The 21188-nt window shown below is 32.2% G+C and carries 25 protein-coding genes, 1 other RNA gene and 1 pseudogene; 22 read left to right on the top strand and 5 right to left on the bottom strand.

Annotated features, from left to right (window positions below; all coding sequences use genetic code 11):
- The first annotated feature begins 61 nt into the window (after positions 1–61).
- The 9 genes from NMU03_RS15860 to NMU03_RS15820 all read left to right on the top strand — a co-directional run bounded on the left by NMU03_RS15860 (position 62) and on the right by NMU03_RS15820 (position 6871).
- The gene (locus NMU03_RS15860) at positions 62–751 is read left to right on the top strand and encodes a hypothetical protein (protein WP_290139797.1); all 690 of its coding nucleotides are present in this window, start codon (positions 62–64) and stop codon (positions 749–751) included.
- A 26-nt stretch (positions 752–777) separates the two neighbouring features.
- A complete protein-coding gene (gene cmk / locus NMU03_RS15855) occupies positions 778–1440 on the top strand; it encodes a (d)CMP kinase (protein ID WP_290139795.1) in 663 nt (220 codons plus the stop codon).
- A 13-nt stretch (positions 1441–1453) separates the two neighbouring features.
- Positions 1454–2761, top strand: coding sequence for a ribosome biogenesis GTPase Der (der, locus tag NMU03_RS15850; protein WP_290139793.1), 1308 nt, complete (start codon positions 1454–1456; stop codon positions 2759–2761).
- Between the two features lies 1 nt (position 2762).
- Complete coding sequence (locus tag NMU03_RS15845) at positions 2763–3767, top strand: NAD(P)H-dependent glycerol-3-phosphate dehydrogenase (RefSeq protein WP_290139790.1); 1005 nt, start codon at positions 2763–2765, stop codon at positions 3765–3767.
- Positions 3768–3803: 36 nt separating this feature from the next.
- Complete coding sequence (locus NMU03_RS15840) at positions 3804–4046, top strand: stage VI sporulation protein F (protein ID WP_290139788.1); 243 nt, start codon at positions 3804–3806, stop codon at positions 4044–4046.
- Positions 4047–4257: 211 nt separating this feature from the next.
- Complete coding sequence (locus NMU03_RS15835) at positions 4258–4902, top strand: ATP-binding cassette domain-containing protein (RefSeq protein ID WP_290139786.1); 645 nt, start codon at positions 4258–4260, stop codon at positions 4900–4902.
- Positions 4902–5720 carry an ATP-binding cassette domain-containing protein gene (locus NMU03_RS15830; RefSeq protein ID WP_290139784.1) on the top strand — a complete coding sequence of 273 codons (819 nt, stop codon included), beginning with the start codon at positions 4902–4904 and terminating at the stop codon, positions 5718–5720. The genes NMU03_RS15835 and NMU03_RS15830 overlap by 1 nt, the downstream gene beginning before the upstream one ends.
- Before the next feature lie 59 nt (positions 5721–5779).
- Positions 5780–6193, top strand: a complete 414-nt coding sequence (locus NMU03_RS15825; RefSeq protein WP_290139782.1) for a flavodoxin family protein — start codon at positions 5780–5782, stop codon at positions 6191–6193.
- Positions 6194–6277: 84 nt separating this feature from the next.
- Complete coding sequence (locus NMU03_RS15820; RefSeq protein WP_290139780.1) at positions 6278–6871, top strand: hypothetical protein; 594 nt, start codon at positions 6278–6280, stop codon at positions 6869–6871.
- 31 nt (positions 6872–6902) lie between these two features.
- Here the strand turns inward: NMU03_RS15820 and NMU03_RS15815 are convergent, their stop codons facing one another.
- Positions 6903–7379, bottom strand: coding sequence for a VOC family protein (locus NMU03_RS15815; RefSeq protein ID WP_290139778.1), 477 nt, complete (start codon positions 7377–7379; stop codon positions 6903–6905).
- A 135-nt stretch (positions 7380–7514) separates the two neighbouring features.
- Between NMU03_RS15815 and spoIVA the strand changes: the two genes are divergently transcribed.
- From spoIVA to nth, 6 genes are all read left to right on the top strand, one after another.
- The gene (gene spoIVA, locus NMU03_RS15810; RefSeq protein ID WP_290139776.1) at positions 7515–8993 is read left to right on the top strand and encodes a stage IV sporulation protein A; all 1479 of its coding nucleotides are present in this window, start codon (positions 7515–7517) and stop codon (positions 8991–8993) included.
- A gap of 69 nt (positions 8994–9062) precedes the next feature.
- Entirely contained in the window at positions 9063–9335 is a 273-nt protein-coding gene (locus NMU03_RS15805; protein ID WP_087244188.1) for an HU family DNA-binding protein, read from the top strand.
- A 65-nt stretch (positions 9336–9400) separates the two neighbouring features.
- A complete protein-coding gene (locus tag NMU03_RS15800; protein WP_290139772.1) occupies positions 9401–10117 on the top strand; it encodes a zinc metallopeptidase in 717 nt (238 codons plus the stop codon).
- Positions 10118–10185: 68 nt separating this feature from the next.
- Positions 10186–10668, top strand: coding sequence for a hypothetical protein (locus NMU03_RS15795; RefSeq protein ID WP_290139770.1), 483 nt, complete (start codon positions 10186–10188; stop codon positions 10666–10668).
- 1 nt (position 10669) lies between these two features.
- Entirely contained in the window at positions 10670–11269 is a 600-nt protein-coding gene (locus tag NMU03_RS15790; protein ID WP_290139768.1) for a DnaD domain protein, read from the top strand.
- Positions 11262–11918, top strand: coding sequence for an endonuclease III (gene nth, locus NMU03_RS15785; RefSeq protein ID WP_290139766.1), 657 nt, complete (start codon positions 11262–11264; stop codon positions 11916–11918). The genes NMU03_RS15790 and nth overlap by 8 nt, the downstream gene beginning before the upstream one ends.
- Positions 11919–11950: 32 nt before the next feature.
- Here nth and NMU03_RS15780 read toward each other — a convergent pair whose 3' ends face one another.
- Genes NMU03_RS15780 through recU form a run of 4 tightly spaced genes read right to left on the bottom strand, consistent with a single transcriptional unit; the run spans position 11951 to position 15340 of the window.
- Positions 11951–12598: a hypothetical protein gene (locus NMU03_RS15780; protein ID WP_290139764.1), complete on the bottom strand. Its 648-nt coding sequence runs from the start codon at positions 12596–12598 to the stop codon at positions 11951–11953.
- On the bottom strand, positions 12595–14391 hold the full coding sequence (locus NMU03_RS15775) for a transglycosylase domain-containing protein (protein WP_290139762.1): 1797 nt from the start codon (positions 14389–14391) through the stop codon (positions 12595–12597). The genes NMU03_RS15780 and NMU03_RS15775 overlap by 4 nt, the downstream gene beginning before the upstream one ends.
- Positions 14328–14747, bottom strand: coding sequence for a hypothetical protein (locus NMU03_RS15770; protein WP_290139760.1), 420 nt, complete (start codon positions 14745–14747; stop codon positions 14328–14330). Before NMU03_RS15770 ends, NMU03_RS15775 begins: the two co-directional genes overlap by 64 nt.
- Entirely contained in the window at positions 14747–15340 is a 594-nt protein-coding gene (recU, locus tag NMU03_RS15765; protein WP_290139758.1) for a Holliday junction resolvase RecU, read from the bottom strand. Before recU ends, NMU03_RS15770 begins: the two co-directional genes overlap by 1 nt.
- 149 nt (positions 15341–15489) lie before the next feature.
- Between recU and NMU03_RS15760 the strand changes: the two genes are divergently transcribed.
- The 7 genes and pseudogenes from NMU03_RS15760 to rny all read left to right on the top strand — a co-directional run bounded on the left by NMU03_RS15760 (position 15490) and on the right by rny (position 21182).
- A complete protein-coding gene (locus tag NMU03_RS15760; protein ID WP_290139756.1) occupies positions 15490–15822 on the top strand; it encodes a DivIVA domain-containing protein in 333 nt (110 codons plus the stop codon).
- A gap of 40 nt (positions 15823–15862) precedes the next feature.
- An RNA gene (rnpB, locus tag NMU03_RS15755) (RNase P RNA component class B) lies at positions 15863–16178 on the top strand.
- 225 nt (positions 16179–16403) lie between these two features.
- Complete coding sequence (locus NMU03_RS15750; RefSeq protein WP_290139754.1) at positions 16404–17342, top strand: helix-turn-helix domain-containing protein; 939 nt, start codon at positions 16404–16406, stop codon at positions 17340–17342.
- A gap of 1 nt (position 17343) precedes the next feature.
- Positions 17344–17936: pseudogene (gene pgsA, locus NMU03_RS15745) on the top strand (CDP-diacylglycerol--glycerol-3-phosphate 3-phosphatidyltransferase).
- A 1-nt stretch (position 17937) separates the two neighbouring features.
- The gene (locus tag NMU03_RS15735; RefSeq protein ID WP_290139748.1) at positions 17938–18393 is read left to right on the top strand and encodes a CinA family protein; all 456 of its coding nucleotides are present in this window, start codon (positions 17938–17940) and stop codon (positions 18391–18393) included.
- 44 nt (positions 18394–18437) lie between these two features.
- Complete coding sequence (gene recA / locus NMU03_RS15730) at positions 18438–19469, top strand: recombinase RecA (protein WP_290139746.1); 1032 nt, start codon at positions 18438–18440, stop codon at positions 19467–19469.
- Between the two features lie 159 nt (positions 19470–19628).
- On the top strand, positions 19629–21182 hold the full coding sequence (rny, locus tag NMU03_RS15725; protein ID WP_290139745.1) for a ribonuclease Y: 1554 nt from the start codon (positions 19629–19631) through the stop codon (positions 21180–21182).
- The last annotated feature ends 6 nt before the right edge of the window (positions 21183–21188 follow it).

Here is a 21188-nt window from a genome sequence, read left to right as displayed (position 1 = left end):
ATTTTAAAAGTTTATTTTATAAATTTTTATAGTTATGTTATAATGGGGACGGTGATGTAAAATGGAGAAACAAACAAGAATTAATAAATACAAAGAATTAAGAGATGAAATGAAAGAAGAAGTGGCGATTGATCGTCAAATGACATTTGAACAGGAAGATGAAGAGGATGATTTTTTATCATTTTTGCCACATAACCATCAAAAAGATATTCAGGATACTTTGATGGAACCATTATCATATGAAACTTTAAAACCAGATAATGAAGAAATAAAAACTGCTTTAAATGAGGCTAAAGTCAATGTGGGAAAAGAACAATACAATACCCGCTTAGATATTTTAAATAAAATCAAGCAATCTGAAGAACATCAGCCTCAACATGCACAATCTTTAGAAACACAACAACCAACAGAACCTCAAAAGAAAATGTCTTTATTAGAAAAATTAGCAGCTATGTCGCCTGAAGAAGATGCAGAAGAATTGAAAAAGTATGAAGAAGGTTTAACAGTTGCTGATTTTATGAAGGAAGATAAGAAAAAAACAAAACGTGAAAAAGTAGAAAAGACGGAAAAAGTTGAAAAACCTAAGCATCAAGAAGAGGCTCAAGTACAACGTCAAAACGAACCGATTGTTGAAGAAGAGGACGTTGAAGAAGATAGTAAACTTGTCACAATTTTAAATTATGTGATTATTGTCTTTATTATTGTGTTTATTGTTTTAGCAGTCTTTATTGTTAAACAATTGTTGTTTTAATAGTGAGTAATGGAAAGAGGTAGAATATGTCAAAGAGAATTTCAATTGCGATTGATGGACCCGCAGCTGCAGGAAAATCCACAATTGCCAAGATGGTAGCAAAAAACTTAAATTATACTTATATTGATACAGGAGCAATGTATCGTTGTGTGGCTTATTATGCATGGTTGAATCATGTCGATGTACAGGATGAACAGGCAGTATCTAAGCTTTTAAAGGATATTGATATTGACATGTTTCCAGATGGAACAATTCAATTAAATCATGAAGATGTGACATCGGCTATTCGTGAAAATGAAGTGTCTATGGGAGCAAGTGTTGTTTCCCAATATCAGGCTGTTAGAACTTTTTTGGTTGAAAAACAAAGAGAGATGGCACAAGGTGGCGGTGTTATTTTAGATGGTAGAGATATTGGTACAGTTGTTTTAAAAGATGCAGAACTTAAAATTTATCAAGTAGCTAGTATTGAATGTCGTGCTTTGCGTCGTCATAAAGAAAACTTACAAAGAGGTATTGAATCTGATTTAGAGGCAATTCAAAAAGAAATTGCTATGCGTGATGAACAGGATATGACACGTTTGATTTCGCCACTCAAAAAAGCAGATGATGCGATAGAAATCGATACATCTGATATGTCATTAGAAGAAGTTGTTGCAAAAGTGATGCAACTTGTAGAACAGAGAATATAAGGAGTGATTCATCATGAAAAAAGGAATCGTTGCGATTGTAGGACGAGCGAACGTTGGGAAATCAACAATTTTTAATCGTATTGTAGGAAAACGTATTTCTATTGTAGAAGATACACCAGGGGTAACACGTGATCGTATTTATGCAGATGCGTCATGGTTAACACGTGAATTCAGAATTATTGATACTGGTGGAATTGAATTGGAAAATGCCTCATTTACAGAGCAGATTAAAATGCAGGCTGAAATTGCTATTGAAGAGGCTGATGTCATTTTATTTGTTGTAAATGGACGTGAAGGTATAACGAAAGAAGATAATTTTGTTGCCCGTTTATTACAAAAATCTAGAAAACCGATTGTTTTGGCAGTCAATAAGATAGATGATCAGATACATAAAGATAATATTTATGATTTTTATAGTTTGGGAATAGGTGATCCTATTGCTGTATCTGGAAGTCATGGAATTGGTATTGGTGATGTTTTAGATGAGATTATTCATCTTTTACCTGTCATACAAGAAGAAAAGGAAGATGATATCATTCGTTTTTCAGTGATTGGACGACCAAATGTTGGGAAATCATCATTAACGAATGCTATTTTAGGAGAAGAACGTGTTATTGTTTCAGATATTGAAGGAACGACACGTGATGCGATTGATACTGCATTTGTAAAAGATAATCAAAAATATTGTGTTGTCGATACAGCGGGAATGCGTAAAAAAGGGAAGGTTTATGAAAATATTGAAAAATATTCTGTTTTACGTGCTTTATCAGCGATTGAAAAGAGTGATGTTGTATTAATGGTTATTGATGGACATCAAGGTATTGTTGAACAGGATAAGCATGTGGCTGGATATGCTCATGAAGCTGGAAAGGCTGTTATTTTAGTTGTGAATAAATGGGATTTGATTGAAAAAGATTCTAAAACCATGAAAAAAATGGAAAATCAAATTCGTGAACAGTTTAAATATTTAGATTATGCACCCATTCTTTTTGTCTCTGCAAAAGATAAAAAACGTGTTCATTTGTTGTTGCCATTAATTCAGGAAGTTTATGCAAATAGTCAAAAACGTGTTGCAACAAGTGTTTTAAATGATGTTTTAATTGATGCTCAAACAATGAATCCAACCACAACATTTAATGGTGGACGTTTAAAAATTTATTATGCAAATCAGGTGAGTATCTGTCCACCAACATTTGTTTTATTTACCAATGATCCACAATATTTACATTTTAGTTATAAACGTTATTTAGAAAATCGTTTACGTGATGCCTTTGGTTTTGAAGGAACACCAATTCATATTCTTTGTAGAAAGAGGGACTAGAATGAAAATAGCAATTTTAGGGACAGGAAGTTGGGCAACAGCTTTAGCGAGAGTTCTTAATGATAATGGACATCGTACGATGATGTATGGAATTGATCAAAATGAGATTGATGATATTAATATTAGACATTGTAATTATAAATATTTCAAAGACGTCAGATTAGAAAATCAGATTGTTGCCTCTTCTTCTTTAAAAGAAGTTGTTAAAGATGCTCAGTATCTTTTGATTACAATTCCTACACAATATGTTAGACATGTTCTAGAAGAAGTGAAGCCATTATTAACGCAAAAAGTAACAGTGATTAATGCGGCAAAAGGTTTTGATATGAATACTAATATGCGTATGTCTGATACAATTAGAAGTGTGTTAGATAAGACCGAGATTCATCCAGTCGTTTCATTGATTGGACCATCCCATGCCGAAGAAGTTGTGGAACGTATGTTGACAGTTGTTTGTGCCGTGTCATTGGATGAAGACTGTGCTAAGGATGTTCAAAAACTATTTTCTAATCATTATTTTAGAGTTTATACCTCAACAGATGAAGTAGGTGCTGAATATGGCGCTGCTTATAAGAATGTCATCGCGGTTGCCTCAGGAATTATTGCAGGATTAGGTTATGGGGATAATACCCGTGCTGCTTTGATTACCAGAGGATTATATGAAATGAGTTTGTATGGAACAGTCAAAGGCGCTAATCGTGAAACTTTCTTTGGTTTGACAGGAATTGGAGATTTGGTTGTTACATGCTCGTCTATTCATTCACGTAATTTTCAGGCGGGTTTAGAAATTGGACAAAGTAATCGAGCCTTAGATTTTATGACTCATAATACCAAAACTTGCGAAGGTATTCGTACTTGTAAAGTTATTCATGATGATGTTGCTACACATGATTATGGTATTGAAGTTCCAATTGTTGATGCTGTTTATCGTGTCTTATATGAAAATGCTTTACCACAGGAAACAATTGATTCATTAATGTTAAGAGATTTAAAAGCAGAACAATAGAGATTGATTTTGCATATATTAGTATGGGTGATTCAATTGGATAAACAAGATAAATTATTAGATAAAGTGTCACAGAAAACACATGTATCAAAAGCTGATATTTTGTCTCTTGCAAATGATTTACAAAATAAAGATTTAAAGGATGAACAAAATATTCGAGATTTTGTGAATAAGATTTCACAATTAACCCATAAACATGTCAAACCTGAACAAATGGATAAAATCATTCAAATTATTCAAAATAATCAGGTACCTACGGATATTCAAAAACTTGTATAGTCATTTTTCCTTGAAATCACAAGGCTAAAAAGCTATAATAACAAGTGATGAAAGGGAGTGGAAGGATGTATCAATTTTCTTGCAAAAATTTAACATAAGCATATCTTTTTATGCATGCAAGAAAATAGTTCTCTTTTTATCATGAATATTTGTATATAACGACAAGATCTATTTTCTTGTCGTTTTTATTTTGAAAAGGAGAGTGATATCAATGTCGTTAATACAAGTTCAACATTTGACATTTGGTTATGAAGGAAGTTATGAATTGATTTTTGATGATGTATCGTTTTCATTAGACACGACATTTAAGACAGCTTTGATTGGACGCAATGCCAGAGGGAAAACAACACTTTTAAAGCTTTTGATGAAAGAATTGGAATATCAAGGACAAATAATGATGAGTGAAGGGTGCTGTTATTTTCCTTATGAAGTAGAAAATCCTCAATGGTTAACATTAGATGTGTGTTATGAGATATGTCCAAATTTACAACAATGGCAATTAGAAAAAGAACTTCATCAGTTAGATATGGATGGTTTAGATATTTTTTATCGACCTTTTGAAACTTTATCTCATGGCGAACAAACCAAAGTATTATTAGCTCTTTTATTCTTGAAAGAACATGCTTTTTTATTGATTGATGAACCAACCAATCACTTAGATCAAAATTCACGTCAAAAAATAGCTGAATATCTTCGTCTTCAAAAAGGTTTTTTGTTAGTGAGTCATGATCGTTATTTTATTGATAGTTGTTGTAATCATGTGATGGCTATTAATCCAACGACCATAGATGTTGTAAGTGGAAATTTTTCAAGCTGGTATGATGATAAAAGAAAAAAGATGAAAGAGGAATCATGATGAATAAGAAATTGAAGAAAGATATTGTGAAAATGGAAAGTTCAAGGAGACAAAAGGAAAATTGGGGACATCAGATTGAAAAATCCAAGCGAGGTGCAGCTGATAAAGGCCATGTAGGGCATATGGCAGCGAAAATGATGAAACGTTCCAAAGTGATTGAAAAACGCCAAAAACAAGCCATTGCTGAAAAAAGGAAACTTTTAAAGGATATTGAAAAATATGATGATTTAAAAATACATTGTTTAAAATATTTTCAAAAACAATTGATTCAGTTTCAACACTTCTCATTATCATATGATGATAAAAAAGTCTTTGAAGATTTATCGTTAACCATTCATAATCATGATAGAGTCTTACTTAAAGGACCAAATGGTTGTGGAAAATCAAGTCTTATTCATTTTATTATAGGTGAGAATATGCAATATCAAGGACAATATGTTCTAGGTAGTCAATTAAAAATTTCCTATGTTCCCCAAGATTGTACTTTTTTACATGGGCGACTTGATGATTGGATTCAACGATATGATTGTGATTTAACATTAGTCAAAACCTTATTAAGGAAATTAGGATTTTCACGTTCCCATTTCGATATTTCTTTAGAAAATTTAAGCCAAGGTCAAAAAAAGAAAGTCATGTTAGCTATTTCACTGGCAACTCCAGCACATCTCTATATTTGGGATGAACCATTAAATTATATTGATATTTTTTCTCGTATGCAAATTGAAAAGACTATTTTAACATATCAACCCACATTACTCTTTGTAGAACATGATCAATATTTTCAAGAAACAATTGCTACAGAGGTCATAGATTTTTAATAACGGGTTTGACAAATGGGATGTATCCATAATACAATAAAAGGTGAAGGAGAACACACATGAAAAATTTAGTTGTAACAGATAGAGAAATTTCAACCCATTATTTTCAAAATTCAGTGATTGTCAATTTAAATAATATTCATTATTCAACATGCACAGGGGGATTGACATGTTTAAAATGTGAAGGTGCCTGTCATTTTAAAGATGATATGAGTATTATTTCTAATTGGACAAATGACTGTCAATTAATTATCTATATTACAAAAGTCAAATATGGTTGTTTTGATATTCCTTTTAAAAAGATGTTAGAAAGACTCGTTGTCAATCATGAACCTTATTATACAATGGTAGATGGAGAGACTTGTCATCTTGGTTTAAGCCAGTTAAGAAAAAATTACTGGTTATTGGCTATGGTGAAGCCAGCGAGGATGAAAAGAAATTGTTTAAAGATATTTTGGATGATTCAACATTAGGCTTTTCTTATTCTTCTGTTGATGCATATTTTTGTGAAGAAAATGAGTTAGATGAAGTACTTCGTACTTTTGGAGGTGTCGATCATGGCTAAAATACTTTTGTTGAATTCAGGATTAAAGCATACGCAAAGCTTTATGAAACCATTTTTATCAAGATTAGAAGTTTACTTGGATGAACATTGTGATTGTTTAGATATTCGTCATGTTTCCACTTTTGATGAACGTACTTTTTTTGAGTATGATCAAGTTGTCTTTCTTTTTATGGTTGCTTTAAATTCTATTCCTTCATCTACATTAGAAATTTTTGAACGCTTAGAATCGCAACCTAAAGGTGATACGGAAGTCTATGCTTTTATTGGATGCGATGAATATGAACCTGAAAAATGTGATATTTCTGAGAAAGTGTTGCAAAATTGGTGTCGTAGGGAGCATTTACAATATAAAGGGAGTTTAAAAATTGGATCTGTTTTCTTTATTATGAAAACAATATCTCGTTTTGTCGTGTCTAATGAGATGAAAAAATTTGCTCAAGCTATTATCAATCATCAAGAATTTTATGGCAAAACAACAATGTTGACAGATCGTATATTTATGAAAAAAGCTAATCAATATTGGAATAAAGAAATAAAAAAGGTTAATAAAGAAAATACGAAAAAGATAAAAAGAAGTCGCACTTGAAGTGACTTCTTTTAAGTTAATACATGAATCGTCATGAATTTGATTCAGTGATTTGTTTAATATAATCTAAAGGGACACGTAAGCGATGTGCCAATTCTTCATATGAAAATCCCTGACTTAAAAGACGTTTCATAATTTTACGCATACTTTCTCCCACTTCAATAATATGGCCATCAGGATCATAAAATCGTACAACTCTTTGTCCCCATGCTCCTTCCTTAGGTGGATGAACGAGAGTGACCTGATATTGATCCAACAATAACATAAAAGCGTCAATATCTTCTGTTTCAAAAGATAATGCAGCAGCATGATTCAACATGATTATGTCTTGATCGTCTTTATGAATAAGTTCTTTCCATACTTCTTTGGATTGCAATACAATACCTGATGTTAATGTCACTGAACCGTTAAATTCTACTAATAAAACTTTTAATCCTAAAATTTGTTTGTAAAACTTTTTTGATTGTTCTAAATCATTGACAATAAAAACAGTATTTTTAAGTTTCATAGTAACCTTCCTTTTTTTAAGATGATTTTATTCTATTATCTTTTTATCACAAAAAGATGAACTTTTTGACTTTTTATAAAAATGTTCTAAATAAAAATGAAAATCATATATTGATGTGTGAGAAGGAGGAAGTCTATGCAGACAATAGATATATTAAAAGATATTGGTAAAAGATGTGATGGCGACATCTATTTAGGGGTTGTAGGACCAGTCAGGGTGGGAAAATCATCATTTATTAAACGTTTTATGGAAAAGGCTGTCATTCCCTATATTGATAATCCTGATGCGAAAATTCGTGCCACTGACGAATTGCCACAATCTGGTGAGGGGAAAATGATTATGACAGTGGAACCGAAGTTTGTTCCAAACCAAGCTGCTCATATCAATGTTGAAGATAATTTAGGAGTGAATATTCGACTTGTGGATTGTGTTGGATATGTGATTGATGGAGCAAAAGGTTATCAGGATGAACAAGGAATTCGTTATGTAAAAACACCTTGGTATTTAGAAGCTATTCCTTTTGATGAAGCGGCGAGGATAGGAACACAAAAAGTTATTCAAGATCATTCAACAATTGGTATTGTGATGACTTGTGATGGTTCTATTTGTGAAATTCCTGGTGGCGATTATATTCAAGCAACGGATGATGTGATAAATGAATTAAAAGAAATTGGTAAACCATTTGTGATTGTGGTGAATTCTAAAGAACCACAAAGTCTTCAATGTAGCCAACTTGTAGAATCTTTAAAAGAAAAACATGATGTTCCAGTTTTGGCTTTGAAAGTTACAGAAATGAATGAAGAAGATATTACTCATCTTTTAAAAGAGGCTTTATATGAGTTCCCTATTCATGAGGTGAAAATAGAAGTTCAGCGTTGGATGGCTTTAATGGATTCATCACATTGGTTAAAACAGACTTTAGATGAATCCTTGGAAAAATCTTTGTTAGAAATTCATCGTTTTAGAGATGTAGAAAAAATTGCAACACATATGAGTGAATTTGATTTTATTAATAAAGCTTATTTATCATCAATTGATACATCTTCTTCATCAGCTACTTTACGTATTCAAGAAAGAAATGGTTTATATCAAGAAATATTAAATGAAATTTTAGGACAAGATAAATTTGATGCGGCTTTATTTTTAAGACAGGTTCAAGAATTGAAACAGATGAGTCAAGAATATCAGGCTTATCAAAGTGCGATAAAGATGGTAAAACAGACTGGTTATGGTTATGCTTTACCAGTTTTGGATGATATTGAATTGAGTGAACCAGAAGTCATTAAACAAGGACCACGCTATGGTATGAAACTTGTTTCTACGGCTTCTACGATTCATATGATTAAGGTGGATATTGAATCAACCTTTGAACCGATTATTGGTTCTAAAGAACAAGCTGAAGCTTTTATTCAATATTTACAAAGTCATGGTGAAAATAATAAAGAAGCCATCTTTGACTGTGATGTTTTTGGACGTAAATTAGGGGATTTGATTAATGAGGGAATGCGTGTAAAACTTGCATCAATGAATGAAACCGCTTGTATAAGAGTGCATGATATTTTAAGTAAAATTGTGAATAAAGGAAAGTCAAATGTGATTGCGATAGTTTTATAAATTTGTTATTGCACTGAAGAATTTGAAATGTTATACTACTACTTAGATTTAAGTAGGAGGCAATACAAAATGAATAAAAAAGAGCTTATTGATATCGTTTCACTAAAAAAAGATTTAACAAAAAAAGATGCTGAAGCGTTAGTAGATACAGTTTTTGATACAATGATTGAAAGTATCTTAAATGGAGATAAAGTTTTGATTTCAGGGTTTGGTACATTCAAAGTGAATAACCGTAAAGAACGTAAAGGTGTTAGCCCTAAAACAAAAGAAGCTATGATTATTCCAGCTAGTAAAACTGTTTCATTTAAGCCAAGCAATAGATTAAAAGATGCAATGAATTAAATTGCATCTTTTTTGACATATAGAGTTAATATAATGGGTATATTATAATTGTTGAGGTGAGAGAAATGTTTTGGCCATATTATGGAATTTATTATAATCGTTATTATATGATTGGAACTATTTTTGTTATACTTGCTGCATTGTTGGCAATATGGGCACAAATGAAGGTAAGCTCTACATATAGTCGTTATCGCAAAATCGCAAATACACGAGGTATCAGTGGAGCTCAGGCAGCTAGAGAAATTTTAGATAGTGAAGGATTATATGATATTGCTATTTATGAGGTGAAAGGGCAGTTGAGTGATCATTTTAATCCTGGCAAAAAAACTATTAATCTTTCTAGTGATGTTTATCATGGCACTTCGATTGCATCATTGGCTGTAGCAGCTCATGAATGTGGACATGCAATTCAATATAAAGAAAAATATATACCTATTACATTAAGAAATGCCATTTTACCAATTGCTAATGTTGGACAATATTTAGGTTGGATTGCAATTTTGATTGGACTTGTCTTAGGTCAAACTCATATTGCATGGTTTGGTTTTATCGCAATGTGTGGAATTTTAGTATTTCAGTTAGTGACTTTACCAGTGGAATTTGATGCCTCTGGTCGTGCTTTAACCATTTTAAAGTCGCGTTATTTAACAACGTCGGAATATGCAGGTGCTAAAAAAATGCTATCAGCGACTGCAATGACTTATGTGGCAGCCATGATTTCAACATTAATGAGTATGTTACGTATTTTCTTGCTTATTTTAGGTAATTCAAGAGATGAATAAAGACCGCAAGGTCTTTTTAATTTTATTTTGCATTTTATACGTTTTGTTATATAATAAAAACACTGGAGGTGAACAGATTGAAAAAACATACATTTATTATATCAGTTATTGTTTTAGTTATTATTTTAGCAGTTGTTTCTTTCTATATGTTATTTGTTCATGTTCCGTATTATCAATATCATCATGGATTAGATGAAATTAGAAATGAAATTTGTGAGACAAATCAATATGAATATGATGATTATTTTAGTGAATACCGTGGTAAAGAAACATATTATATTATGAAAGTTAAAATCAATAGTATTGCATCTTATGTTGCATATAATAAAGATAGAGAATTAGTGGATACTTATCAGGGTGTTGTTGCTTTAGAAAAGGATATCATTGATGCGATTGAACAAAAATATCAAGTCAAGTTAAATGAATTAGAAGTTGGTTATGAAAATGAAAGATTTGTTTATTATGGACGTTATCAGGAAAATGAATCATTGTTATATGTTTATTATGATTTAATGACTGGAGAGTTTATAAAGGCAGTAAGGTTAGGGTAGTATGATGGATGAATTATTAGATTATCGTTGTGTTGATTTTCAAAAATTATTGATTTTAAAAGCAAAACAGATGCATATTTCTGATCAACAGTGTTATGTGTTATTATTAATTATGACTTTAGATGAAATTGGGGTTAAACCCATTACACCTTCACAAATATCTAAAATTTGTTCTTTATCTGTTCAAAAAATTGATGATATTTTAATGTCTCTTGTTGATAAACATTGGATTTCAAGACAGAATGGTTCTTTGAATTTAAAACCATTACAAAGATTGTTGTTGAATCAAAATGAACAAACGGCAGATCAAGATATCGATTTAGTGAGTATTTTTGAGGATGCATTTGGACGTAGTTTGAGTCAACGAGAAGTACAGTTGATTAATTCTTTAAAATGTCAAGGTTATGATGATGAAATGATTGTAGATGCATTGAATGAATCAGTGAAATCTGGGGTTATCACTTTTCGATATATTGAAAAGATTTTGGATAATTGGGCACGTTATGGTGTAACAAAGCGTTATGCTCCAAGCAATGTATCAACACATCAGGATGTGGAACAAAGTATAAAAGATTATAAATGGTGGGAAGATCATGAATAAAGAGAGAGTAAAACGTATATTAGATGTTTTTGATGAAATGTATCCAGATGCTAAATGTGAACTTGTTCATCAAAATGAATTAGAATTATTGATTGCAGTGATGTTATCGGCACAAACAACCGATGCCAGCGTTAATAAATTAACAGCAAGTTTATTTCAAAAATATCGTTGTGTGGAAGATTATGCAAATGCTCCTTTATCACAATTAGAAAATGATTTGCGAACAATTGGTCTTTATCGTAATAAGGCGAAAAATATCAAAGCAATGGCTCAAAAATTATTAAGTGATTTTGATGGGAAAGTACCTTGTGATCATGAAACTTTACAGACTTTACCAGGGGTAGGTCGTAAAACGGCAAATGTTGTCATTTCAGAAGGATTTAAAGTCCCGGCTATTGCAGTTGATACGCATGTTGAACGTATTTCTAAGAGGCTAGGATTAGCATTTAAGAAGGATACAGTTTTAATAGTTGAAAAGAAACTTCAAAAAGCCATACCTCAAGAAAGATGGATTAAAACTCATCATCAAATGATATTCTTTGGAAGATATCATTGTAAAGCTGTGAATCCAGATTGTCAGCATTGTTCTCTCATTGATATATGCAAAGAACCAAAACGTAAAAAATATTTAAATATCAAAAAAGACTGAAATCACTCATTTGAGAATTTCAGTCTTATTTTTTATTGTGCTGGAGTTGTTGGTGTCACAGGCGGTGTTTCGGTAGATGTTGTTGTGAACGTATCTGAACCGAGTGTGACAGTTTCTCCATTTGCTAAAGTGTGAGTAAATGTGACAGTATAACTTGTTCCAGCAGTCAATTGACTAAATGTAATTGTTCCACTTTGTTGTAAAGATTGAGTTGCTCCATTTAATGAGGCAGTAACTGTTGTTTTAGCAGGAACAGTAACTTGATAAGTTGCCGAAGTTTCATTGACACTAGCGCGTGTATAACTTGCAGGTGTTGTATCTTCTACAGTTATAGTTTGAGAAATTTTGTTAGATGTACCATCACCACTTGTAAAGGCATAATATCCTGTGACTGTATATGTTCCAGGAGAAAGTGTATAATCAATTGCTCCAGTGGCACTATTAAGTGTCTGTGTGTGAATCACATTACCACTTGTATCTATGATATCAACTTTATAAACGACTTTTCCATAGATTTGATTAATATTACCTAAATATGGAAGGGTATAAGTTGTGCCTCCAACTTTATATGATTTGGTTGGTGTTGCATCTTCTGTCATACTCTTAGGATCATATTCAGTGAATGTAACTTGAAGTTTATTGTCAGCGAATTGTGCAGTGAATGATGAAAGATTATTCAAACTTGCACCACTAGCACTTCCACTAGGTGTGTTTCCTTTTTAAATAAGCCAGAGACAACACGATCGCTAGGAACTCCATTTCCTGGGGAAACGTATGGATAAATACCAGAAATACATTTGCTTTCGACTAAACTAGAAGGTTTTGAAGAATATTCGTTTTTCACACCATCTTTATGCAATAGTTTTGCAATCTTTGCCGAGATATTGTTTGTATCTTTATTGCTTTTTATATAATATCCATCTTTTTGATCTTCACTGCTATAACCTGTCCAGACACTCCATGTATAATCTGGCGAGTAAGCTGATAACCAAGCATCTTTACTGTGTCCAGCTAATTTAGGGTTAGACACTTGTGATTTGTCGCTAGAATGGTTAGAAGTTCCAGTCTTAGCACCAATTTGATAACCTAAATTTAATAAACGATATGTTCCCGTTCCGGATTTAACATAATTTGTCATGATTTCTCTGATCATATAGGCAGATTCTTCAGATAAAGCTTGTGTTTTATCTTGTTGATATTGTTCATCAATTTCAATCACTTCACCAGTTGATAGTAATTCAATTTTTTGAACAGTATGTGGTTCGATATATGTTCCACCATTAGCAATGACAGCATAAGCACCTGCTTCTGATTCAGGAGTGACACCATTAATCCATGAACCAATTGCATAACCAATATTTACTTCTTCACCACTCATATCAAAACCTAAGCTTTCAAGGTATTTTGTTGCACCATCAATACCTATACCATCTCCGACTTTATTACCATTACAATCAATTCCAGTGACAACTTCGCTAAAAGTTTGTAAAGCAGCTGCATTCCAAGAATTGCTTAAAGCACTAGAAATTGAGATATCTCCATTATATTTCTTACCATTCCAGTTACTTGCGACAAAACCATTATCATATTCATAAGGCACATCATGAACATAATGAGCAGTTGAATAATCTAAATATTCAAAAGCTGCAGCATAGGCAATCAATGGTTTTAATGAAGAACCAGGTTGATTTTTTTGACCATAGTCTTGTTCAGTTCTTGTTTTAGAAGAATATGCATAAGTTAATCCTAATGGCGTATAATCACGTCCACTTAGGACACCAATAATACGTCCTGTTGTTGATTCTTGAACAACAGCTCCCACTTGAATCTTAGAATCTTGGAAAGTATAGGAATCACCACTTGCAATACTATCTAATTCTTTTTGAACATCCATATCAATATATGTATAGATTCGCATAGGTGTTTCATAAGGGTCATATCCAGTTTTTTCTTGGACTTCACGGACAACTTTATCTGCATAAGCCTGATATTGTCCAGTTGTTGAGATTGGATTATATTTTAATGTATTTTCAACAGGAACAGCTTTGGTTGCTTCACATTCTTCATGAGAAATATAACCATGCATTTCCATCAATTCTAAAATCTTATCACGTCTTTCTTGAGCTAAATCCAAGTTTTTAAATGGGTCAAATCGATTAGGTGAATTTAATGTTCCAGCCAATAAAGCAGCTTCAGGTAATGTTAAATTTTGAACTGATTTATCAAAATAGTATCTTGAAGCAGCATAAAGTCCAATGGTTTGAGGTCCATAGCCAAAATAAATTTTATTTAAATATAGTTCTAAAACTTCTTCTTTTGTTGTTTGTGAAGTGGCTTCTATTGAAAGAATGATTTCACCAATTTTTCTTTCAATTGTTTGTTCTTCATCAGGATAATAAGATTTTTTAATTAACTGTTGAGTAATGGTTGATCCACCTGAAGTGATTCCTCCAGCAGCAATGTTTCCAAGCAATGCTTTAACAATACGTGGAGCATCAAAACCGTTATGTTCAAAAAACGAGAATCTTCAGCAGCAACAACTGCATCAATCATCACTTGTGGAATATCGTTATAAGTGACATTCTTTTGAACACCACCACGGGCTACAGAAAACCATTCTTCACCGTCGGTTGTACATAGAATAGATGATTCATCGGAAACAAGTCTTTCTTTAGAAAAACCTTCAACTTGTTTAAAAATACCAAATCCTAAATACATCCCTCCGGAAGTAATCAAAACAGCAAGAATTAAACAAATGACTTTAATGATTCGTCTTTTTTGTCTTTGATTTCCTGTTTTGGTTGATTTCTTTTTACTTATTTTTTTCATCATTCGTCCTCCTTAAAATACCAATCGTCAATAACTTTTAAATAATCTAATCGTGGTTGATAACCTTGGGGTATTAAATGTCCCAAATCTTTGATTTTTTCATAAGTTATTGATTTTCGTTGGGAATGATAATAATCATTAATGATATGACTTGCGTCAATTAAGTATACCTCATTTAATGAGGTAAATGCAATAATAACAAAAGCAATCCCACCATGATTGATAATTTTTTGTAAATGATCAATTTGATGTTTAGAGATATTTGCAAATGGAAAGGTTTTGACTTTTGTTTCTTTGGCTTCAAAATCAATATAACGTCCTCGATAAATGCCATTATAATCAGTTGTTGAAGGTGTCTTGTAGTAGGCCTCTACAATCTTTGCAGATTCACGTCGTGGATAATCTACTTTGACAATTTGAATAGGCGTTGGTTTTTTATAAATCACTGCCACATCATGACTCAGATAATATTGATTGGATAAAGAAATGTCTTCTTCTAATGACATTCCACGATGAGCTGTATAATGTTTTTTATCACTGGTCATAATCGTTGATGTTTGCCAGTTACGTTTCATATTGGGATAATTAACCATAAATCATGTCCTTTCTTACATTTACCATTTTATTATAACATATATTTTTCCCATCTTGTCTAATTTGTGTGGAAAATCATCTTTTTTTAAAAATATCTTGCATTTACGATTATTTTTTGTGAAAATATGGTGGAGGAAAGGTGATGTATATGGCAAATAAAATACAATTAAGTCCAAAAAAGATTTTAAACAAACATTTTCAAATAGATTTTAAAGGTTATAGTGCAACTGAAGTAGATTATTTTTTAGATACAGTTAAAGAGGATTATGAAACATTTGCAAATATGTTGAATGAATCATATGAACAGATTGAAAATCTTCAAAAAGAAAATGAAGCATTAAAAATGAAAATGGCAAATATGGAAAGAGATCAAATGATTCAACAAGATAATTTACGCTCTATGGAAGAAAATCTTTCATCTAATGTAGATTTATTAAAAAGAATCTCTAATTTAGAAAAAGAAGTTTATAAAAATAAATAATGATTGCTTTTTTATGACTTTTTGAGTAAAATAAACATGCTCATGAGAACCGATTGCTAGAAATAGAGGAAAGTCCGGGCATCCACAATCTGTGATGATTGTAGTGTTTGTACTGCATCTAATAAATGCAGGTAGCTTAGCTAACGACAGACCTAAGACCTAAGCCATTCAGGTATGGTTGATAAGTCATAAAGTGCCACAGAAACTATGTCTTTTGAAAAAAGAGTGAAAAGAGGTAAACTCTGCAAGGATGAAACCCAAATTATGGTAGGGGAGTTTCATGTAAGGAAACGAACGAACATGAAGATGCAATGCATAGATAAATAATCGGTTGAAAAACAGAACTCGGCTTATCAGAGTGAGCAATTTTTGTCGATAGAAATGTCGACTTTTTTCTGCCTGAAATATAAAAAGGTAAATTTTGTAAAAAAATCAATAAAATATAGGGTGTGTTATGAAAAATTCATAACTTGTTCATAAATTCATAAAATAATAGTGTTGGTATTGTCAAAAGAATGGTTTTATGGTTTAATATGTTTATTATTGAAGGGACATTTTTATGGAAATAAGGAGGTATTTTTTTGGATAATTTAGGTGAAAATATTCGTCAAAAAAGAGAAAATAGAAAAATGACGATTGAAGATTTATCAGCAAAAACGAAAATTTCAGTCGCTGTATTAAGAGATATAGAAAAAGGTAAATTTGATCGATATAAAGGTGATGAAGCTTATGTGAAGATGTATTTGAAGAAGATTTCACTGGCTTTGGATATGGATGCACAGCAATTGACAGAACAATATATCGAATTGACACGAGAAATTGAGCTAGAAGATTTAAAAGAAAAAGAAAAAACTGAAGATCATAATGAAGAAATTGTGAATAAGGGGAAAAAATTTTCTTTTAAAACACCTCAATTAGCTAGAAAACCTTCTGTTTATGAAGATAAATCACATGTTACAATTATTCGTACGGCTATCATTTTGGTTTTGGTATGTTTTGTTATTGTTGTTATTTGGTATGGTTTATATGCGACACGTTCACAAAGTGGTGAACCTGCAAAACCAGAAAATCAGATGACAGTGGAAGGTAATGTAGAAACAACGCAACCTGAGACACCATCAACAAATGAACCAGATGCCAATAATCCAACAACGCAAAATGCAACAGTGCAGTTTACAAGAAATGATTTCTTAGATTACCATTTCCAATTGCCAGCAGGAACATCGACTTTTACATTAAAGATTGAATACAATGCACCTTGTTGGGCTCAAATGAAAGTCAATGATGAAGTTTATGATCAGTTTGTTTCAAAGATATATCATGAAAATGAAGATAGTGAAACGGAAACGGTTGAATTGACTTTTGATGTGAATGATTTTGAAAGTTTAGATTTACGTAATGGTAATAATAGAGGACATCGTTATTATATTAATAATCAGGAAGTTCCATTGACTGATGAAGATAAGAATACCAATCAGGATCGTCCTGTTGATTTGATTTTAACATTAGAGAAGGAATAATATGAATTTACCTAATAGATTAACAACGATTCGTTTAGTGAGTGTCCCATTATTTATTATTGTTTATTTAATACCTTATCAATCATTAGGTATTGAAATACCTGTTTTTCAGATTTTATCCACATCTTTGTCTTTGTTGGATATTGTTTTGTTTTTGATTTTTGCTTTGTCAGCTTTGACTGATTATCTTGATGGTTATATTGCACGTAAGCATCATTTGGTAACAACTTTTGGAAAGTTTATTGATCCAATTGCTGATAAATTGATTGTCAATACAGCTTTGTTATTATTGGCATCATCTCAAGATATTCATATTATCATTCCTATTATAATGATTTCTCGAGATACCATTGTCGATGCTATTCGTTTGGTGGCGAGTCAAAAAATATTGTTTTGGCTACTAGTTATTTAGGAAAAGCAAAGACAATGACACAAATGATTGCAATTTGTCTATTATTGTTGAATAATATTGTTTTTGCTTATTGGCATATTCCAATGGATCAGATCATGATCTGGCTGGCAACAGTGATTTCTTTTGTGAGTGGCGTTGATTATTTTATGAAGAATCGCCAATATATTATGGAGAGTATGTAAGATGGAAGAATTGGCACAATTATTGATACAAAGACAGATTTCCATTAGCAGTGTTGAAAGTTTTACTGTAGGTGGTTTTGCGAAGGCGATAGGGAGTATTAGTGGCATTTCAGCTGTTTATCGTGGTTCGTTGGTTAGCTACCAGACGCGTATTAAAAGAGATGTTTTGCATATTGATGAAAAAGTCATCAATCAATTTGGAGTTGTTTCTAATGAGGTTGCTGGCTTGATGGCCATACAGGGACAAAAGATGTTTGATTGTGATCTCTGTATTTCTTTTACTGGTAATGCTGGACCATCAGCAATGGAAGGAAAACCAGTTGGTTTGATTTATATTGGTATTGCTTATCAAAAGCATATTCATACTTTTTGTTATCATCTTTCTGGAGGTCGTGATGATATTCAAAAACAGGCTATTTTGTTAGGAATTGAAAAAATTTTAGAAATTTTGAAGTAATTTCGAAAAAAAGTGTTGTATATAAATAGTAGGAGGAATATTTTATGACAGAAAAGAAAGTGAAAAAAACAGAGTCAGTTGATGATAAAAAAGATAAAGCATTGACTGATGCCATTCATTTAATTGAAAAACAATTTGGAAAAGGTTCAATTATGAAACTTGGTGATCGTGTGGCTGTGGACATTGACGTCATTCCAACAGGTTCACTAACATTGGATGCAGCATTAGGAATTGGTGGGTATCCCAAAGGGCGTATTATTGAAATCTATGGTCCTGAATCTAGTGGAAAAACAACATTGACACTTCATGCGATTGCTGAAGTTCAAAAGCAGGGAGGACGTGCAGCATTTATTGATGCTGAACATGCAATTGATCCTGTCTACGCCAAGAATTTAGGCGTTAATGTTGATGAGTTGATTTTGTCACAACCAGATAGTGGTGAACAAGGTTTGGCGATTGCCGAAACATTGGTCAAAAGTAATGCAATTGACTTGGTTGTAGTGGATTCTGTTGCCGCATTGGTACCTCAAGTAGAACTTGATGGAGAAATGGGCGATAACTCAGTTGGGTTACAGGCACGTATGATGTCTAAAGCTATGCGTCGTTTATCTGGGCTTATGAACAAAACATCATGTACGATTATCTTTATCAATCAGTTAAGAGAGAAGATTGGTGTGATGTATGGTAATCCAGAAACAACGACAGGAGGACGTGCATTAAAATTCTATGCTTCGGTTCGTATTGAAATTAGACGTAGTGAAGCTATTAAAAATGGTAGTGATATTGTTGGAAATAAAGTGAACATTAAGGTTGTTAAAAATAAAGTTTCACCACCATTTAAAACAACATCAGTAGATATTATCTATGGTAAGGGTATTGCTAGAGATGGAGAAATTATTGATTTAGCAGTTGCTCATAACATTATTGATAAATCTGGAGCTTGGTATGCATATCAGGGTGAAAAGATTGGCCAAGGTAGAGAAAATGTAAAAATTTTCTTGGCTGAACATCCTGAAATTATGTCTGAAATTGAAGAAAAAATTAAAACTCAGATATTTGAATCTGAAGCAGCTTAACCAATATATTCATCTATATTGGTTTTTTGTTTTATAATCAGTTTAGGTTATGTGCAATCTTTTGATATTTTATTGTCAATTTCACAAAAATACGGTATAATATCTTATGTGTGTGATGCACAACTAGAAATTTGTCATAGGAAATAGGAGGAAAATATTATGGATGCAAACCTTCTTACTATTGTTACCTATGTTCTTTGTGTCGCTTTAGGATTCGGTTTATATTTTATTTTAACAAAATTAGGCGTATCAAAAGCTCATGGAGATGCTGCTAAAATTGTTGAAGAAGCGAACTCTAAGGCTGATAATATAGTTAAGGAAGCTATTCTTGATGCTAAAACACAAGCTTATGAATATAAGCTTGAAGCTGAAAAAGAAATCAAGGAACAACGCTTAGAAGTTACTAAATTTGAAAACAAACTATTGCAAAGAGAACAAAATATTGATCGTCGAGATATTGCTTTACAAGGCAGAGAAGATGTCTTGGAAGAAAAAGCAGTGCAATTGGAAAAGAAAAGTGAAGAACTAGGGAAATTAGAGGCTCAATTGAAAAATCAAATTGATGAGAAAATCTCAGAATTAGAAAAGATTGCAGCAATGAGCGCTAATGAAGCAAAGGAAGAATTATTTAAACAAGTTGAACAAAAAATGTCAAAAGAAGTCACAGCTTATATCAAAGAACAAGAAGATGAAGCAAAATCAAAGGCTTCATTATATGCCAAAGATATTATTGCGGCAGCTATTAATCGTTATTCACAAGAAGAAACGATTGAAAGAACTGTCAATGTTGTGGCTTTACCAAGTGAAGAAATGAAAGGGCGTATTATTGGACGTGAAGGGAGAAACATTAAAGCCATTGAGAATGCGACAGGAGTAGAATTAATTATTGATGATACACCTGAAGCCATTACGATTTCATGTTTTGATCCTATTAGAAGAGAAATTGCTCGTCTTTCATTAGAAACATTGATTCGTGATGGAAGAATTCAACCTGGACGTATTGAAGAAGTCGTTCAAAAAACAAAAAATGAACTTCGTGAAGTGATTCAAAAAACAGGAGAAGATGCTATTTTTGAATTAGGATTATCACGTGTTCATAAAGAAATTGTGATGTTAATTGGAAAATTAAAATACCGTACAAGTTATGGTCAAAATGCTTTACAACATTCATTGGAAGTGGCTCATTTTGCAGGAATGATGGCTGCTGAGCTTGGTTTGAATCAACAATTAGCAAGACGTGCAGGACTTTTACATGATTTAGGAAAAGCAGTTGATCATGAAATGGAAGGAAGCCATGTTGAATTAGGTGTCAAATTTGCTAAGAAATATGGTGAAAATGCAACTGTTATTAATGCCATTGAATCACATCATGGTGATGTTGAACCAACGAGTGTGATTTCTATTTTAGTGGCAGCTGCTGATACATTATCAGCTGCAAGACCAGGAAGTCGTAGTGAAACAATTGAAAATTATATTCAACGTCTTGAAAAACTGGAAGAAATTTCTAAAGGTTTTGATGGTGTTGATAAAGTCTTTGCGATTCAAGCTGGACGTGAAATTCGTGTCATCGTGAAACCGGATAAGGTTGATGATTTAGCGAGTCATCAATTAGCAAGAGATATTCGTGATAAGATTGAAAATGAATTAACATATCCAGGACATATTAAAGTGACTGTGATTCGTGAAGTACGTGCGAATGAAATTGCCAAATAAAGATAG

Source organism: Allocoprobacillus halotolerans (assembly GCF_024399475.1).
GTDB lineage: Bacteria > Bacillota_I > Bacilli_A > Erysipelotrichales > Coprobacillaceae > Allocoprobacillus > Allocoprobacillus halotolerans.
The sequence above is the reverse complement of the archived record's forward strand: the minus strand, read 5'-3'. Positions and strand labels throughout refer to the sequence as shown.